General features: G+C 60.5%; 13 protein-coding genes. 5 read left to right on the top strand and 8 right to left on the bottom strand.

Annotated elements, in window-relative coordinates:
• Positions 1 to 56 precede the first annotated feature (56 nt).
• The 8 genes from AC6CDK_RS11875 to rpmH form a co-directional block, all read right to left on the bottom strand.
• On the bottom strand, positions 57 to 797 hold the full coding sequence (locus AC6CDK_RS11875; RefSeq protein WP_039647501.1) for a hypothetical protein: 741 nt from the start codon (positions 795 to 797) through the stop codon (positions 57 to 59).
• A gap of 291 nt (positions 798 to 1,088) precedes the next feature.
• Positions 1,089 to 1,742, bottom strand: a complete 654-nt coding sequence (gene rsmG / locus AC6CDK_RS11870; protein WP_039647503.1) for a 16S rRNA (guanine(527)-N(7))-methyltransferase RsmG — start codon at positions 1,740 to 1,742, stop codon at positions 1,089 to 1,091.
• A complete protein-coding gene (mnmG, locus tag AC6CDK_RS11865; protein WP_039647505.1) occupies positions 1,739 to 3,622 on the bottom strand; it encodes a tRNA uridine-5-carboxymethylaminomethyl(34) synthesis enzyme MnmG in 1,884 nt (627 codons plus the stop codon). Before mnmG ends, rsmG begins: the two co-directional genes overlap by 4 nt.
• A gap of 207 nt (positions 3,623 to 3,829) precedes the next feature.
• Positions 3,830 to 5,200 carry a tRNA uridine-5-carboxymethylaminomethyl(34) synthesis GTPase MnmE gene (gene mnmE / locus AC6CDK_RS11860; RefSeq protein ID WP_039647507.1) on the bottom strand — a complete coding sequence of 457 codons (1,371 nt, stop codon included), beginning with the start codon at positions 5,198 to 5,200 and terminating at the stop codon, positions 3,830 to 3,832.
• Between the two features lie 6 nt (positions 5,201 to 5,206).
• The gene (gene yidC, locus AC6CDK_RS11855; protein ID WP_039647508.1) at positions 5,207 to 6,802 is read right to left on the bottom strand and encodes a membrane protein insertase YidC; all 1,596 of its coding nucleotides are present in this window, start codon (positions 6,800 to 6,802) and stop codon (positions 5,207 to 5,209) included.
• A 20-nt stretch (positions 6,803 to 6,822) separates the two neighbouring features.
• Positions 6,823 to 7,032, bottom strand: a complete 210-nt coding sequence (yidD, locus tag AC6CDK_RS11850; protein WP_052269454.1) for a membrane protein insertion efficiency factor YidD — start codon at positions 7,030 to 7,032, stop codon at positions 6,823 to 6,825.
• On the bottom strand, positions 7,026 to 7,370 hold the full coding sequence (gene rnpA, locus AC6CDK_RS11845) for a ribonuclease P protein component (protein WP_039647509.1): 345 nt from the start codon (positions 7,368 to 7,370) through the stop codon (positions 7,026 to 7,028). Before rnpA ends, yidD begins: the two co-directional genes overlap by 7 nt.
• Positions 7,371 to 7,382: 12 nt before the next feature.
• On the bottom strand, positions 7,383 to 7,532 hold the full coding sequence (gene rpmH / locus AC6CDK_RS11840) for a 50S ribosomal protein L34 (protein WP_039647510.1): 150 nt from the start codon (positions 7,530 to 7,532) through the stop codon (positions 7,383 to 7,385).
• A 337-nt stretch (positions 7,533 to 7,869) separates the two neighbouring features.
• On the opposite strand from rpmH, the gene dnaA reads away from it, so the two are divergent.
• The 5 genes from dnaA to gyrA form a co-directional block, all read left to right on the top strand.
• On the top strand, positions 7,870 to 9,207 hold the full coding sequence (gene dnaA / locus AC6CDK_RS11835) for a chromosomal replication initiator protein DnaA (RefSeq protein WP_192905829.1): 1,338 nt from the start codon (positions 7,870 to 7,872) through the stop codon (positions 9,205 to 9,207).
• 226 nt (positions 9,208 to 9,433) lie between these two features.
• Positions 9,434 to 10,552: a DNA polymerase III subunit beta gene (dnaN, locus tag AC6CDK_RS11830; protein ID WP_039647514.1), complete on the top strand. Its 1,119-nt coding sequence runs from the start codon at positions 9,434 to 9,436 to the stop codon at positions 10,550 to 10,552.
• 82 nt (positions 10,553 to 10,634) lie between these two features.
• Positions 10,635 to 11,732 (top strand): DNA replication/repair protein RecF, encoded by a 1,098-nt coding sequence (gene recF, locus AC6CDK_RS11825; RefSeq protein ID WP_039648443.1) that lies wholly within the window; start codon positions 10,635 to 10,637, stop codon positions 11,730 to 11,732.
• Positions 11,733 to 11,742: 10 nt separating this feature from the next.
• Positions 11,743 to 14,130 carry a DNA topoisomerase (ATP-hydrolyzing) subunit B gene (gene gyrB, locus AC6CDK_RS11820; protein ID WP_039647516.1) on the top strand — a complete coding sequence of 796 codons (2,388 nt, stop codon included), beginning with the start codon at positions 11,743 to 11,745 and terminating at the stop codon, positions 14,128 to 14,130.
• Between the two features lie 127 nt (positions 14,131 to 14,257).
• Positions 14,258 to 16,330 (top strand): DNA gyrase subunit A (gene gyrA / locus AC6CDK_RS11815; RefSeq protein ID WP_496639843.1); only part of this gene is annotated, 2,073 nt, incomplete at its 3' end.

Genomic DNA, 16,330 nt, shown 5'->3' with positions numbered 1-16,330 from the left:
TCCTCACGAAAAAAAAGAGGCCGTGGGCCTCTTTTTCAGGGCAGTCGGGGCTGCGGTTACTTGAATCTCAGCACGACGCTGGATGTCGTGCCGGTCTCACGCTCCCGCAGTTGCAGTCGCAATTCCTTTGCGCTTCCGGCCTCGGCCGGGAAGAACAGGAAGCCGCTGGCGATGCTGTCAGCCGGCAATGTTTTTCCCTCAAGCCCTTTGTTGCGGATATCTTCGATAATGGTGCGCTCACGCTCGCCCGACGTCCCCTCTGACGCGCCGCCGGCAATGGCGCCGCCGGCTGCGCCGACAGCCGCGCCCTTGCCCACTGCCTCAGCTACGCTGTGACCCGAAACGATGCCGATGGCTGCCCCGAGAATCGCGCCGCCGGCTGCGCCGAGCAGTGCTCCCTTCCCTGCCCCCTTGCCGAAAAAGGAGGCGAACTGGGTCGACTTCTCGATCCGGTCGACCGCGGTTGTGTTGGGAATCACGGGGAAGTAACGGTTCTGGTCGTTCACCAGGAAGGTCTGGCTGGACACGATATCCAGGCTTCTCGTGCCCTTGTTGCTCATGACCACCTGCACTGGCATGACCCCGGTCCCGATCACGTCGAACCCGAAGGCATCGGTTGCTGCGGACGTGTCGGCAAAGGCCTCGCCGCCAATGGTAACGCCGTTCACCACCTGACTGTTGATGTAGTCCTCAGCGGGCCTGAACCCGACGTACTGGCTCCGATAGGAGGTGCAGGCCGAGAGGACGAGCGCCGGCAGCAGCACGGCAGCAATGGTTTTCAGGATGCGTATCTTCATTGTTTTCATCTCCCCTTTCCCCGACTGGCTGGCAGCGGGATTCGGCGGTGCCTCGCTGTTCGCGGGCGCCGCTTTTTAATGATACCACCTGCCGACCGGCGCGCATCAGCAGGGCTTGCTGGACGGGACGCGGGCCGACGGGCGTAAAATGCCGTTGAAGGCGGCAGAGAGGCGGCTTTCAAATTTCAGCCTTGAGCGGCTTTTGCAGGACTGCCCAACTCATTGCCTTCCCTGACGCCAAAAACCGGCGAGAGGGCTATTCTACCTGCCAGATCGTGCTATTGCAAAAAATTAATAAAAACCAATCTCTATCAGGGTACGCGCATCGCCTGAAAAGGGCAGACGATACTCCGCCACCCGGACAACGGTGAGCCCCATCTCCGCCAGAGGCCCGCGCGCGGCATCGGCCTCTTCCGCTCCCCCCTTCCCCTTCATGGCGATGATCGTCCCCAGGGGCATCAAGAGCGGCAGCGCCATCCTGGCAAAGGTGGGAATGTCGCTGAAGGCGCGCGATACGATCCGGTTGAAGCGGCGCCCGAGCACGCGGGGCAGATCCTCGCCCCTGGCATGAACGGCCTCGAACCTCCGGCACCCCAGCAGACGGGCCGCGTGACGCTGAAAGATGATCTTCTTTTCCACCGCATCAACCGACACCGCTGTCAGGTCCGGGAACACCAGGGCCAGGGGCAGGACGGGAAAGCCGCCGCCCGAACCCAGGTCGAGCAGTTCGTCGTCACCGCTCACCAGCCGGCAGAGGGCCAGCGAGTCGACAAAGTGCTTCAGGGCGATCTCCTCGTCACCGGTGATGGCCGTAAGGTTGATCTTCCGGTTCCACTTTTGCAGTTCATTGGCGAGGAGGGAGAACGAAGCGAGCAGCTCGTCGCTGATAGCGACGCCCAGTTCGGCAGCTCCCTCCTGCAGTATCCGGCAGGCCAGGGCGTTCACGACGACGCACTCCCGGATTTGATGGCCACGGACAGGATGGCCACGGCGGCAGGGGTGACCCCCTGGATGCGTGAGGCCTGCCCCAGGGTATCGGGGCGGAAGCGGAGCAGCTTTTCCCGCACCTCGGCGGAGAGCCCGGGGATGACGGCATAGTCCAGACCGGCGGGGATGCGGGTCCCTTCCAGCTTGCGCGCCCGCTCCACCTGGTCCAGTTGCCGCTCGATGTAGCCCTGGTATTTGATCTGGATCTCAACCTGTTCCTTCACAGCCGGCGGAACCAGATCCGAAGCCGGGTCGATCCGGGAAAGCTCAGCATAGGTGATGTCGGGCCGCCGCAAGAGCTGTTCAAAGGTCAAGGCATTGTGCAGATCAGTCATGCCGTGGGTTTCGAGAAACGACGGATCAGCCTCGGACGGCAGGAGTTTCGCGGCACGCACCCGTTCCAGCTCCGCACCGATCCGTTCGCGTTTTTCCAGGAACAGCCGGTACTCCCCGTCCCGGACGAGACCCACGGCATGGCCGCGCTCCCGCAGGCGCAGGTCGGCGTTGTCCTCCCGCAGCAGCAACCGGTATTCTGCCCGTGACGTGAACATCCGATAGGGTTCACGGGTACCCAACGTTACCAGATCGTCGATCATGACCCCGATATAGGCCTCGTCGCGGCCAAGCACCAGGGGCTCCTGACCCCGAACCCGCAGCACCGCGTTGATGCCCGCCACGAGCCCCTGCCCCGCCGCCTCCTCGTAGCCGGAAGTGCCGTTGATCTGGCCGGCGTGATAGAGGTTGCGGACGAGTTTCGTCTCCAGGGACGCATGGAGCTGGATCGGATCAACGTAATCGTACTCGATGGCGTAGGCAGGCCGCATGATCTCCACGTTTTCCAGCCCTTCGATGGAGCGGTAGAGGCGGTACTGAATATCGATGGGAAGAGAGGTGGAGAGGCCCGACGGATAGTATTCCACGGTATCGCATCCCTCCGGCTCCAGAAAACTCTGGTGGCGGTCCTTGTCCGGGAACCGCATGACCTTGTCCTCGATGGACGGGCAGTAACGGGGGCCGACCCCTTCTATGACGCCTGAGTAGAGGGGTGAGCGGTCAAGGCCGCTTCGGATGATTTCGTGGGTGCGTTCGTTGGTGTAGGCAATGTAGCAGGGAAGTTGGGGCCGATCGATCCGTTCCGTGGAAAAGGAAAACGGTACCGGCGGATCATCGCCGTACTGGGGTTCCAACCGCGAAAAATCGATGGTGTTCCCGTCCAGGCGTGCCGGGGTGCCCGTCTTGAGGCGGCCGACAGTGAAGCCGAGATCGCGCAGTTGGTCAGACAGCCCCACCGACGGCAGGTCTCCCGCCCTGCCTCCCGGGTAGTTGGTTAGACCCACGTGGATCAGTCCGCGCATGAACGTCCCGGTGGTGAGGATGACCGTTTTCCCCAGAAAGCGAACCCCGATCTTGGTCACTACTCCCCGTACCTGACCTTCTTCCACCACGAGGCCCGTGACCTCACCCTGCTTGAGCGAGAGCCGCTCCTGCTGCTCCATCACGTGCTTCATTCGGAGGCGGTAGAGCTGCTTGTCCGCCTGGGCGCGGGAAGCCCGCACCGCCGGCCCCTTGCGGGTATTGAGAATGCGGTACTGGATACCGGTGGCATCGATGTTTTTTCCCATCTCGCCGCCCAGCGCATCGATCTCCTTCACCAGGTGCCCCTTGGCGAGTCCGCCGATGGCCGGGTTGCACGACATGAGGGCGATGGCATCCAGGTTGATGGTGAGGAGCAGGGTTTCGCACCCCATCCGCGCCGCGGCCAGTGCCGCTTCGCAGCCCGCATGGCCGGCGCCCGCCACGATGACGTCGTACTGTTTTTCGTAATCAATGAGACCCATGACGTCCCGCCGCCTCCCTTCCCCTTTGTTTCACACAAGCATTTCAGGGATACTGTATCCCAGCCTTTTTCTTTCTACATTCAAGAGGTTGCGGCAAACGTTTCACGTGAAACATTATATCGACCCTTGAGTCAATCTCGACCCGCCCCATGCGTCGCGCGGCGGAGATGAACCTGCAGCGATCGTGCCCTCGGTTGGCGCGCCGGATCACTTGCCAATGCAAAACCGGTCGAAAATTACGTCCAGGATGTCGTCCGGGGTTGTCTCCCCCGTGACCTCTCCCACAGCGGCCAGGGCATCGCGCAACTCAACCGCCAGCAGTTCCAGGGTGAATCCCGACGCAAGCCCCTGCTCGAACGCGGCCAGGTGCATCGTGGCGCGGGACAGCAGATCGCGGTGACGAACCCGGGAGACAGCCACGTACTCGCGGCTGTCAATGGCTGCACCGTGAATGAACGTCTGGAAGATGGCGTTCCTCAACTCATCAATGCCGTGGTCCCGCGAGGTGGAAACCCTTACGGTGGGCACCTGGGCCAGTTCATCGGGTATCTGCACGGCCCGCGGCAGGTCGCATTTATTCTCCACGAGAATGATCCGTTTACCGGTAAGGGCAGCGAGGATCATCCAATCATCATCATCAAGGGGCCGCGAACCGTCGATCACCAGGAGAACCAGATCCGCCTCGGGAATCTTCTCCAGGGTGAGGCGCACCCCTTCCTTCTCAACTATGTCCTCGGTTTCGCGAATGCCCGCTGTGTCGATCATTCTGAGCGGCAGACCGCGGATATTGACCACCTCCTCGATGATGTCTCGGGTGGTGCCCGGCACCGAGGTGACGATGGCCCGCTTTTCCTGGAGAAGGGTATTCAGAAGACTTGACTTTCCCACATTGGGCTTGCCGGCGATAAGGACAGCCACTCCCTCCCGCAGGACCCGTCCCTCATCGAAGCCAGCGATAAGTTCAGCGACCGTTTCGGCGGCCTTTCTCGCATGGACCGTCAATGCATCCTGGGCGGCCGGGTCGATGTCGTCTTCGGGAAAGTCGATGAACGCTTCAACGAGGGCAAGAGCCTGGCGCAACTCGGTCATAACCATGTCGAGCCGTTGGGAAAGCCACCCCTGGCGCTGACGCTGGGCAAGGGCAAGGGCGGCATCAGTCTTGGCCCTGATCACGTCGATGACGGCCTCTGCCTGGACCAGGTCAATGCGGCCGTTGAGAAAGGCCCGGCGGGTGAATTCGCCGGGCTCTGCGAGACGCGCCCCGGCAGCAAGCACCAGCTCCAGGACGCGCCGGGTGACGAGATATCCACCATGACACTGGATCTCCAGCACATCCTCGCGGGTGTAGGACCGCGGACGCACCATGAGGACCGCCATGGCTTCGTCCACGACCTGGCCGGTGTCGAAATCAACAATGGTCCCATAATAAAAACGGTGACTCTCGAAGTCACCGTTGGAACCGCGCCTGAAGACACGGCGGGCGATCGAGGGGGCGTCCGGTCCGCTGACCCGGACGATGCCGACCCCTCCCTCCCCTGCCGCCGTGCTGATGGCGGCTATGGTATCTTCCACGTACATGGGCCGCTACTTGGCCTCCGCCGCAGTGATGCTGCGGTTGATGTAGTACTGCTGGACGATGGTGAGCACGTTGTTGACGAGCCAGTAGAGCACGAGGCCCGACGGGAAGTTGAGGAACATGAACGTGAAGACCACCGGCAGCGCCATCATCATCTTCTGCTGCACGGGATCCATCTGGGACGGCGTCATCTTCTGCTGGATGACCATGGTCACCCCCATGATGATGGGTGTCACATAGTAGGGGTCCTTGGCGGAGAGGTCGGTGATCCAGAGCATGAAGGGCGCATGACGCAACTCGATGGAGAACATGAGCGCCTTGTAGAGGGCGAAGAAGACGGGAATCTGCACGATCATGGGGAGACAGCCGCCCACGGGGTTCACCTTGTGGGTCTGGTATAGTTCCATCATGGCGCGGTTCATGGCCTCGCGGTCATTCTTGTACTTTTCGCGCAACTGCTGCATCTTCGGCTGGAGCTTCTGCATCTCCTTCATGGACTTGTAGCTGGAATGGGTCAGCGGGTAGAAGATGACCTTTATGATGACCGTGATGATGATGATGGCTATCCCGTAGTTCCCGGTGTACGTGTAAAAGAACTTGAGGCTCTGGAGCAGGGGCTTGGCCAGCATGGCGAACCATCCCAGGTCGATCGCCCGCTCCAGGCTGTTGCCCTGCGCCTTGAGAACATCGATATCCTTGGGCCCGAAGAAAAGACGATAGGCAAGTGCCCGGCCCTCACCGGGGTTGAGTGACAACTCGGGTGAGGAAATGGTGTTCTCCAGGTAACCCGAGGCTGTCTTGCGGATGGTCGTTGATGCTATGCTCCCCTCGTGGGCCAGTACGGCAGAGAGGAAGTACTTGTCCGCGAATCCGGACCAGAGCGGAGTCGCATGGGTCTTGGCGCCCGATTCCAGGTCCTTAACCTTGTCCTCGAACAGTTTGTCCTGGGCAAAGGTCGCCGGGCCGAAGGTTTCGAACCTGCTCTCCTTGACCTTCGGCACAAGGGGATAGGTCTGGATGGTCTGAACAGACGAGGACAGACGGGCGCTGCCGCTGTTGGCAACCCGGTATTCCATTTCCAACCCGTAGCCGTCGCCGGAAAAACTGTATGTCTTTGTCACCGTGATACCGGCCGGCGAAACCCAGGTGAAGGAGAGCTGTTTCTTCTCGCCGGGGCCCACGGTGAGTGCATCAGCACTCGGGATGAAGACCGCGTTCTGGTCGAGACCGAAACCGGGCGCGCGGATGCCGGCGGTAAAGTTCGACGGATTGTCCTCGGAAACCAGCGTGACGTTCTTGCCGCCCGGACCGGCTGTCTCATGATACCGCTTCAGGTCCAGGCGCGTGATGCTCCCGCCCTGGGTGGAAAAGGTCACCGAATAGGCGGGCGTGTCCACCGACACGTCCCTGGCGGCAACAGCCGGTTGGGACTGGACGGGAACGGCTGCGGGAACCGGTGCGGCAGCCACCTGCTGGGCCGGCTGGCTTTGCGTTGCAGTGGCAGCCGGCTTCGGTGTCTCCTTCGGGGGCGGCGAAAAGAGTGCCGTGTAGCCGTAAAAGAAGAGAATGGAGAGAACAACAGCTATCAAAGCCCTTTTTTCCATGTCAGCTCCTGATTTATTCGTTACTTGACGGGATCAACGCCGCCCGGATGGAATGGATGACACTTGAGGATCCGGATAGTAGTGAGCCAGAGTCCCTTGACGAGACCGTGCCGTGTGAGCGATTCGTGCGCGTATCGTGAACAGGAAGGGTAAAAACGACAGGTAGGCCCCTTGAGGGGAGACAGGTAGCGCTGGTAGATGCCGATGATGTAGAGAATACCCTTCAGCATTCCAAGCCTGCGAGGCGTTCAACGACCGGGTCAAGCTCCCGGCAGACGCCGTGGTAATCGAGCCGCTCGGCGCCTTTCTTTGCAATGACGTTCAGATCAATGCTCGGAAGGGCATCACGATGGTGTCGGTAATACTCTCGCACGAGCCGCTTGATGCGGTTACGTACCACAGCCGTTCCCACCTTGCGGCTGACGGTGATTCCAATCCGTCTCCGTCCTGTTTCACCCGGGGCCCAAAGAACAATGAAAGCGGACGTATGAAACTTTCGCGCCACTGCGGAGAGCCGAAGAAAATCGGCCCTCCGCAGCAGACGCTCATCCTTGGTGAAACGGAACAGGGTCGAATGTCCTTACTTGCCGCCGATGGAAACCGAAAGTCTCTTCCGCCCCTTGGCGCGGCGACGCTTGATGACCAGGCGGCCGTTCTTGGTTGCCATGCGCACGAGAAAACCGTGGGTGCGCTTGCGCGACGTGTTACTCGGTTGATAGGTCCTCTTCATGGGTTCTCTCCATACTGTGAAAATCGAAGCGTGTTCTCGGGGACTGCAAAGAGGATACTTTTAACCACAGAGACCCTTATATGTCAAGCATTTATTTACTTACCCCATAAAAATTGACCTTGCAAATTGGACCACCGTCTGCTAGGCTGCATCTTCCCAAAACTGCCGTAATGGCCGTAATGGCCACCATTTCAGGTTACAACCCCCCGGTTTTTCGTAGCTATTTAGTTATCAACAGGTGTTGAAAAACCTGTGTATAACTAATGAGTTTCACTATCTCCCGGCGAGTACGGGTTCTGAGCGACTGAGCTTCGCGTTTCCCGAGAAGGTCTGGTTTATGGAAGAGGTTTGGCTCCAGGCACAATCCAATCTCGCTAAGGTTCTCACGCATCAGACCTTTAATACTTGGATCGAACCGATCAAGTATCTCGGATCCAAGAGGAATGTGCTGCTTCTCGAAGCCCCGAACCAGTTCGTCAGGGACCGGGTGAGCGAAAGCTATCTTCCCATGATTCTCGAATCGGTTCAATCCCTTACCGATTCCCAGACCAAGATCGAACTTCTGATCGCAAAACCCAAGCTCGAAAAACCCAAACAGCCTGCGGCCCCCGAAGCCGCTGCCGCGGAACCGGAAACCTGTGCGGGGCCCGATCACTCGACCAACCTGAACCCCAAGTACACCTTCGACACGTTCGTCTGCGGCGGCAGCAACCAGTTCGCCCACGCGGCTGCCCAATCGGTGGCGAACAGCCCGGCCGGCAAGTACAATCCCCTTTTCATATACGGTGGCGTGGGGTTGGGTAAAACCCACCTCCTCAACGCGATCGGCAACCATGTCCTGTCGGTGAACCGCAAGGCGCGGATCTGTTTCTACACGTCGGAAAAGTTCATGAACGAGCTCATCAACTGCCTGCGGTACCAGAAGATGGACCAGTTCAGAAACAAGTTCCGCAAGATGGACATTCTTCTTATCGACGACATCCAGTTCATCGCCGGCAAGGAACGGACCCAGGAGGAGTTCTTCCACACCTTCAACTCGCTCTACGAATCCCACAAGCAGATCGTGGTGACGTCCGACAAGTTCCCCAAGGATATTCCCGGCCTGGAAGAGCGCCTCCGCTCACGCTTCGAGTGGGGCCTCATCGCCGATATCCAGGCGCCCGACACGGAAACCAAGGTGGCGATCCTGCGCAAGAAGGCGGACGCGGACCATATCTCGCTCCCCGACGATGTGGCTCTCTTTCTGGCGTCCAGCTCCACCACCAACGTACGGGAACTGGAAGGAATGCTCATCAGGCTCGGTGCCGTATCGAGCCTGACCGGCAAGAACATCACCCTCGACATGGCCCGGGAAGTCCTCAAGGACATCATTGTGGACAAGTCGAAGGAAATAACGGTTGAAATGATCCAGAAATTCGTGGCCGAGCACTTCGGCCTCAAGGTGGCCGACCTCAAGTCGGACAAGCGGCTCAAGGTGCTGGTGATACCGCGCCAGATAGCCATATACCTGTGCCGCGACCTTACCAAGTCGTCGTATCCGGAGATCGGCGAACGGTTCGGCGGCAAGGATCACTCAACCATCATCCACTCGGTGAAAAAGGTGGAAAAACTCCTCAGCCAGGATTTCGAACTCAGGAATACCGTCGACACCCTGAGGAAAGGGCTGTTGAGCTGAGTGGCAACAACCCTGTGGACAGAGGAGCGGTTATCGACATGCCGTCGCCCCTGTCCGGGCCAGTCCGTGGATAACCCACGCCGTGCCCACAGGACAGCATGCTGAAAAAAACGAGCTGCAAAGGGGCGTTGGACGATTATCCCCATATCCACAGCCCCTACTGTTTCTACTGACGTTTAAAGAAACCATAACCATAATCATGATGACCTGTTGAAAAGGAGGAGCGATGGAATTCACGATTGACAGGGACACCTTCTCGCGGGCTCTCCAGAAGATCCAGGGGATCGTCGAAAAGCGCAACACCATGCCGATCCTCTCCAACGTCCTCATCGAGGCACTGGAAGACCGGATCGAACTGACCGCCACCGACCTGGAAGTCGGGATGAAGAGCTCCTACCCCACAACGGTGGCAGGCCTGGGCAAGATCACCGTATCGGCCAAAAAGCTCTATGAGATCGTCAAGGAGCTTCCCGACGAAACCATCACGTTTCTGACCAAGGCCAACGACTACGTGGAGATCCGCTGCGGCAAGGCCAAGTTCACCATCGTGGGTCTCTCCTCCGAGGAGTTCCCCTATTTCCCCAAGGTGAACGAAGAGAGCTTCATCAGGATCGAAAGCGGCCTGCTGGCCGACATGATAGAGAAGACCTCCTATGCCATCTGCTTCGATGAGACCAAGTACAATCTGAACGGCACCTTCGTGAAGGCGTCCGAGGAGGATGGCCGCTCGATACTTCGCATGGTTGCCACTGACGGCCACCGGCTCTCCATCACCCAGAGGGAATTCAACGGTGTCGTGAGCCCTGAGATGGCCAAGGGGGTCATCTTCCCCAAGAAAGGCATCTTTGAGCTGAAAAAGATGTGCGAGGAGGAGTCGACCCAGCTTTCCCTGGGCTTCATGGACAACAGCGCCGTGATCGTCAAGGGAAACACCGTCGTGGTGATGCGCCTGGTGGACGGCGAGTTCCCGGACTACACCCGGGTGGTGCCCGTGGCCAATGACCGGATCGTCACCGTGGCGCGGGATCCGTTCTTCCATTCGCTGCGCCGGATGTCCATCCTTTCCAGCGAGAAGTTCAAGGGCATCAAGATGGATATCCAGGAGAGCGGCATGGTGATCTCCTCCAGCAACCCGGAACTGGGCGAGGCATCCGAGGAACTGGACGCCGTATTTGCCGGTGATGCCCTTTCCATCCGCTTCAATGCCAAGTACCTCATCGATGTGCTGGCAGTGCTGGATGAGAGCAGCGTGGCACTCCACCTGAAGGACGAGCTGTCTCCGGCCATCGTGAGGCCGGCTGGCGACGACGGTTTCACGGCGGTGATCATGCCCATGCGTCTGTAGGGAGTAGGTATTTCGGAGACGAACAGGCAAAGGCCGCTCCCCGGGAGAGGCCTTTTGCCGTTTCTTGCAGGCCGGTCATTTCATGCACCTGAACACTATCGCCATCAGCGCCTTCCGCAATATCGACCAGATGGAAATCTCGTTCGATCGGCGGTTCAATGTCCTGCACGGTGCCAATGGACAGGGGAAAACATCGGTTCTGGAGGCCATTTACCTCCTGGGGACCATGAAATCGTTTCGGATGGCCAAGGCCCAGGATCTCATCGCCTGGAACGCCCCCCACTCCCTGGTGCGTGGCCACATCGAAAAGGCGGGGGTCAAGCGTGAAATAACCCTCTATCTCGGCCGTGAGGGACGCAAGGCCCGCATTGACCGCAAACCGGTCACCAAGCTTGCGGATTTTTTCGGCGCTGTGAATGCCGTGGTATTTTCACCTGAGGAAATAGGCATGGCTCGCGGCGGCCCCGAACTCAGACGCCGCTACCTGGATCGGGCCATTTTCAACGGCGATCTGGGGTACCTGCTCCTCCACCATGAGTACCACCGGTTGCTCAAGCAGCGCAATGCCCTGCTGAGACGGGGCGAGCGGGACGGTCTGGAGGTCTGGACGATCCAGTTGGCCGAGGCCGGAGCCCGGCTCATGGCAAAGCGAAGGGCCTATCTTGCACAGATAGAGCCGCTGGTGCGGCAGTTTTACCGGGATATCGCCGGTGCGGGCCAGGAGGTGGGACTTACCTACCGCTGCCAGGGATCAGGGGCCGCCAAGGGTGAACGCGATTGTGCGGCGGCCCTCCGGGAGCTCATGGCGGCCCATGAGGCCGAGGAACTGCGCCGGGGGGCCACTGGCGTAGGCCCCCACCGGGACGATGTGGATTTCGTCCTGAATGGCCGGGTCATCCGCCACCATGGCTCCCAGGGAGAGCAGCGGAGCTTTGTCCTGGCCGTAAAAATGGCCGAGATCGAGTACCTGGAGCGGCTCAACGGTGTCCCGCCGGTGCTCCTGCTGGATGATATCTCGTCGGAACTGGACCCCGTGCGCAACGCGAACCTGATGACCTTTCTCCGGGGAAAACGGATGCAGGTCTTCATCACCACCACCGATATCTCGACCCTCCGCCTGGAGGGGATCGACACCCACGCGTCGTTCCGCGTTTCACGTGGAACGGTGACGCCTTCATAGAGGGAGAAGTATGGCTGATCAACAGACTAACGACTACGGCGCGGACAAGATCAAGGTCCTGGAGGGGCTCGAGGCGGTACGCAAGCGCCCCGCCATGTACATCGGCTCCACCGCGGCCCAGGGGCTCCACCACCTGGTCTACGAGATCGTGGACAACTCCATTGACGAGGCCCTGGCCGGCTACTGCAACGAGGTGAACGTCACCATCCATCTGGATGGTTCCCTGACGGTGGTGGACAATGGCCGCGGCATTCCCACCGACATCCACCCCACGGAGGGGAAGCCGGCGGCAGAGGTGGCTCTCACGGTCCTCCATGCCGGCGGCAAGTTCGACAACACCTCCTACAAGGTATCCGGCGGGCTCCACGGGGTCGGGGTCTCGGTCGTGAACGCCCTGTCCAGGAAGCTGGAGCTGGAGATTCGCCGGGACGGGAAGGTGTACCGCCAGTCCTACGCCTGCGGCGACCCCCTCTGCCCCCTGGAGGTGGTGGGAGAAACCAAAAAGCGCGGGACCAAAATCACCTTCCTGCCCGACGACACCATCTTCGAGACCACGGAATTCTCCTTTGACGTTCTCTCCCAGCGGCTCCGGGAGTTGGCCTTCCTGAACGCCGGGGTGAAGATCACCATCAGCGACGAGCGGGAGGAGGGGAAGCACCACGACTTCCACTACGAGGGAGGGATCGTCTCCTTCGTGGAGTATCTGAACAAGAACCGCACGCCCCTCCACCCGAAACCGGTCTACTTCCGGGGGGAGAAGGCCGGCATCGACATGGAGATCGCCTTCCAGTACAACGACTCCTACGACGAGAAGGTCTTTACCTTTGCCAACAACATCAACACCCACGAGGGGGGGACCCATTTGGTGGGGTTCCGGGCGGCCCTGACCCGCACCATGAACTCCTACGCCGGCGCCAACGAGCTCCTGAAAAAGGAGAAGGTCTCCATCTCCGGCGAGGACCTGCGGGAAGGGCTCACGGCAGTCATCTCCGTCAAGATTCCCCAGCCCCAGTTCGAGGGGCAGACCAAGACCAAGCTCGGCAATTCCGAGGTGAAGGGGTACGTGGAATCCCTCATGAACGAGCAGTTGGCGGTCTTTCTGGAAGAGAACCCCAAGATCGCCAAGGACATCATCGGCAAATCCATCGAGGCGGCCCGCGCCCGGGAAGCGGCCCGCAAGGCCCGTGAACTGACCCGGCGCAAGGGTGCCCTGGACATCTCCAATCTCCCGGGCAAACTGGCTGACTGCCAGGAGCGGGATCCGGCCCTGTGCGAACTCTACCTGGTGGAGGGCGACTCCGCCGGCGGTTCCGCCAAACAGGGGCGCGACCGGAAATTCCAGGCCATCCTGCCGCTGAAAGGAAAGATCCTCAACGTGGAGAAGGCCCGGTTCGACAAGATGCTTTCCTCCCAGGAGATCGGGACCCTTATCACGGCGCTCGGCACCGGTATCGGGAAAGACGACTTCGATATCGCCAAGCTCCGCTACCACCGGATCATCGTCATGACCGACGCCGACGTGGACGGCTCCCACATCCTGACGCTGCTGCTCACCTTCTTCTTCCGGCAGATGCCGGAGGTGGTGGAGCGGGGGCACCTCTACATCGCCCAGCCCCCCCTCTATAAGGTGAAGCGAGGGCGCAAGGAGCTCTATCTCCGCAATGAGGCGGCCATGCAGGCCTACCTCCTTGAGGAGGGGACCGAGGACATGGTCCTTTTTCTGGAGAGCGGCGAGAAGACCTACAGCGGCAAGCAGATCATCCCGATCCTCAAGCAGTTGGTGGAGTATCGGACCATCCTGGACAAGGTAGTGCGCAAGGGGATCAACGAGGAGCTCATACGGGTATTCCTGCGGCTCGGCGTCAAGGGGGGGATCGAGGACATGGAGCAGCTGGTGCCGTTCCTGACGAACATCTCCCGGGTCTATGGCGGCGGCGATTTCAGCCCCCTGGACGACGGGCGGGTCATCGTGCGGCTCGGCAACCTCCGGATCGCCCTGGATCAGCATACCCTCGACCTCATCGGTTCCTACGAGTACGGGCTCCTGGTGGAGAGCTACCGGAAGGTCAGGGATATCTTCGGCGACGGCCGGGCCGTGGTCTCCAGCGAGGGAAAGGAACTCTTCGCGACCACCATCGGGCTCGACCTCCTCTCCTTCTTCATGGACAGCGCCAAGAAGGGGCTCTCCATCCAGCGCTACAAGGGTCTCGGCGAGATGAACCCGGAGCAGCTCTGGGAAACCACCATGGAGCCCGTCAACCGGACCCTGCTCCAGGTGAAGATCGAGGACGCCATAGAGGCCGACACCATCTTCACCATCCTCATGGGGGACCAGGTGGAGCCCCGCCGGGACTTCATCGAGCAGAACGCCCTGAACGTGTCGAATTTGGACATTTAGACGATTATGTGGGGGTGTGATTCATCGCGCCCGGGTGCAATGAATCACACCCCTACGGGTGCCATGCCGTTATCGGGCGAGGCATCGTCTCGACCCTACATGTATTTGGAAATAAAGAGGTTTATGAATGCTTGAACAGACCCTGAACAAGACAGCCGTCAACATCGAAGACGAGATGAAGCGCTCGTACATGGACTACGCCATGAGCGTCATCATCGGCCGGGCCCTCCCCGATGTGCGGGACGGGCTCAAGCCGGTGCACCGCCGCTGCCTCTACGCCATGTACGACATGGGCAACGATTACAACAAGCCCTACAAGAAATCGGCCCGGGTGGTCGGGGACGTGATCGGTAAGTATCATCCCCACGGCGACGCGGCGGCCTACGATACCATCGTCCGGATGGCCCAGGACTTCTCCCTCCGCTATCCGCTGGTGGACGGCCAGGGGAACTTCGGCTCCGTGGACGGCGACTCGCCGGCGGCCATGCGGTACACCGAGATCCGGATGGAGCAGTTGGCCCACGAGCTCCTGAACGACCTGGAGAAGGAGACCGTGGACCTGGGGCCCAACTACGACGGCTCCCTCACGGAGCCCCTGGTGCTCCCCTCCAAGTTCCCGAACCTCCTGGTGAACGGCTCCTCCGGCATCGCGGTCGGCATGGCCACCAACATTCCTCCCCACAACCTCTCGGAGGTCATCGACGGGATCGTCGCCACCATCGAGAATCCGAATATCAGCTTCGAGGAGCTCCTGGCCCTCATCCCCGGCCCCGACTTCCCCACCGGCGGGTTCATCTACGGCCGGGAGGGGATCCTCCAGGGGTACCGGACCGGCCGCGGCATCGTCCAGATGCGGGCCCGGGCCTCCATCGAGACCCACAAGAAGACCGAGCGCCAGTCCATCATCGTCACCGAGATCCCCTATCAGGTGAACAAGGCGAACCTCATCACCAAGATCGCCGAACTGGTGCGGGAGAAGAAGCTGGAGGGGATCAGCGACATCCGCGACGAGTCCGACCGGGACGGGATGCGGATCGTCATTGATCTCAAGCGGGACGAGAATCCCCAGGTTATCCTGAACCACCTCTACAAGCAGACCCAGATGCAGACCTCCTTCGGCATCAACATGCTCGCAATCGTGGCGGGACGGCCGCGGGTCCTGATGCTTCGGGATGCCATCGGCCATTTCATCGACCACCGGCGGGAGATCGTCACCCGGCGCACCATCTTTGATCTCAAGAAGGCCGAGGCCAGGGCCCACATCCTGGAAGGGTACAAGATCGCCCTGGACTGGCTCGACGCGGTCATCGAGCTGATCCGCGGGTCCAAGACCCCGGCCGAGGCCAGGGAAGGGCTCATGTCCGGCCTCTTCTCCGACGAGGAGTGGCTGAGGAAAATGGGGCTGCCGCTGCCGGCCATCCATAGCCAGTACCAGAAACCGGTCCGCCTCACCGAGGTCCAGGCCCAGGAGATCCTGAACCTGCGGCTCCACCGCCTCACGGGCCTGGAGCGGGACAAGATCCTCCAGGAGTACGACGATATCCTCAAGTACATCGCCCGGCTCAAGGAGATCCTCGCCTCCGAGGCGGAGATCCTCAAGATCATCGTGGGTGAGCTGCGGGAGCTGAAGGAGAAGTTCGGCGACGAGCGCCGCACCGAGATCGTGGACCGGAGCGCCGAGATCTCCCTGGAGGACACCATTGTCGAGGAGGACGTGGTGGTCACCGTCTCCCACACCGGCTACATCAAGCGGACCGCTGTCTCCCAGTACCGTTCCCAGCGCCGGGGGGGCAAGGGGAAGACCGGCATGAAGACCAAGGAGGAGGATTTCGTCGAGCACCTCTTCGTCGCCTCCAGCAAGGACTTCATGCTCTTTTTCACCGACGCCGGCAAGGTCTACCAGATCAAGGTCTACGAGATCCCCGAGGGGGGCCGGGCCACCCGTGGCAAGGCCATTGTCAACCTTCTGAACCTTCAGGAGAATGAGCAGATCACCGCCATCCTCTCGGTGAAGGGATTCGACGACGAGCGGAACATCCTCATGGCGACCCGGCTGGGGGTGGTGAAGAAGAGCCCGCTGCGGGAGTATGCCAACATCCGGAGCGGCGGCATCATCGCCGTGAACCTGGACGAGGGGGACAAGCTCATCGCCGTGGCCCTGACCGACGGCAGGCAGGACGTGCTCCTGGCGTCGAAGAAC

This window comes from Geobacter sp. PheSNFMC (genome assembly GCF_059620965.1).
This window is presented reverse-complemented; position numbering and strand designations above follow the sequence as displayed.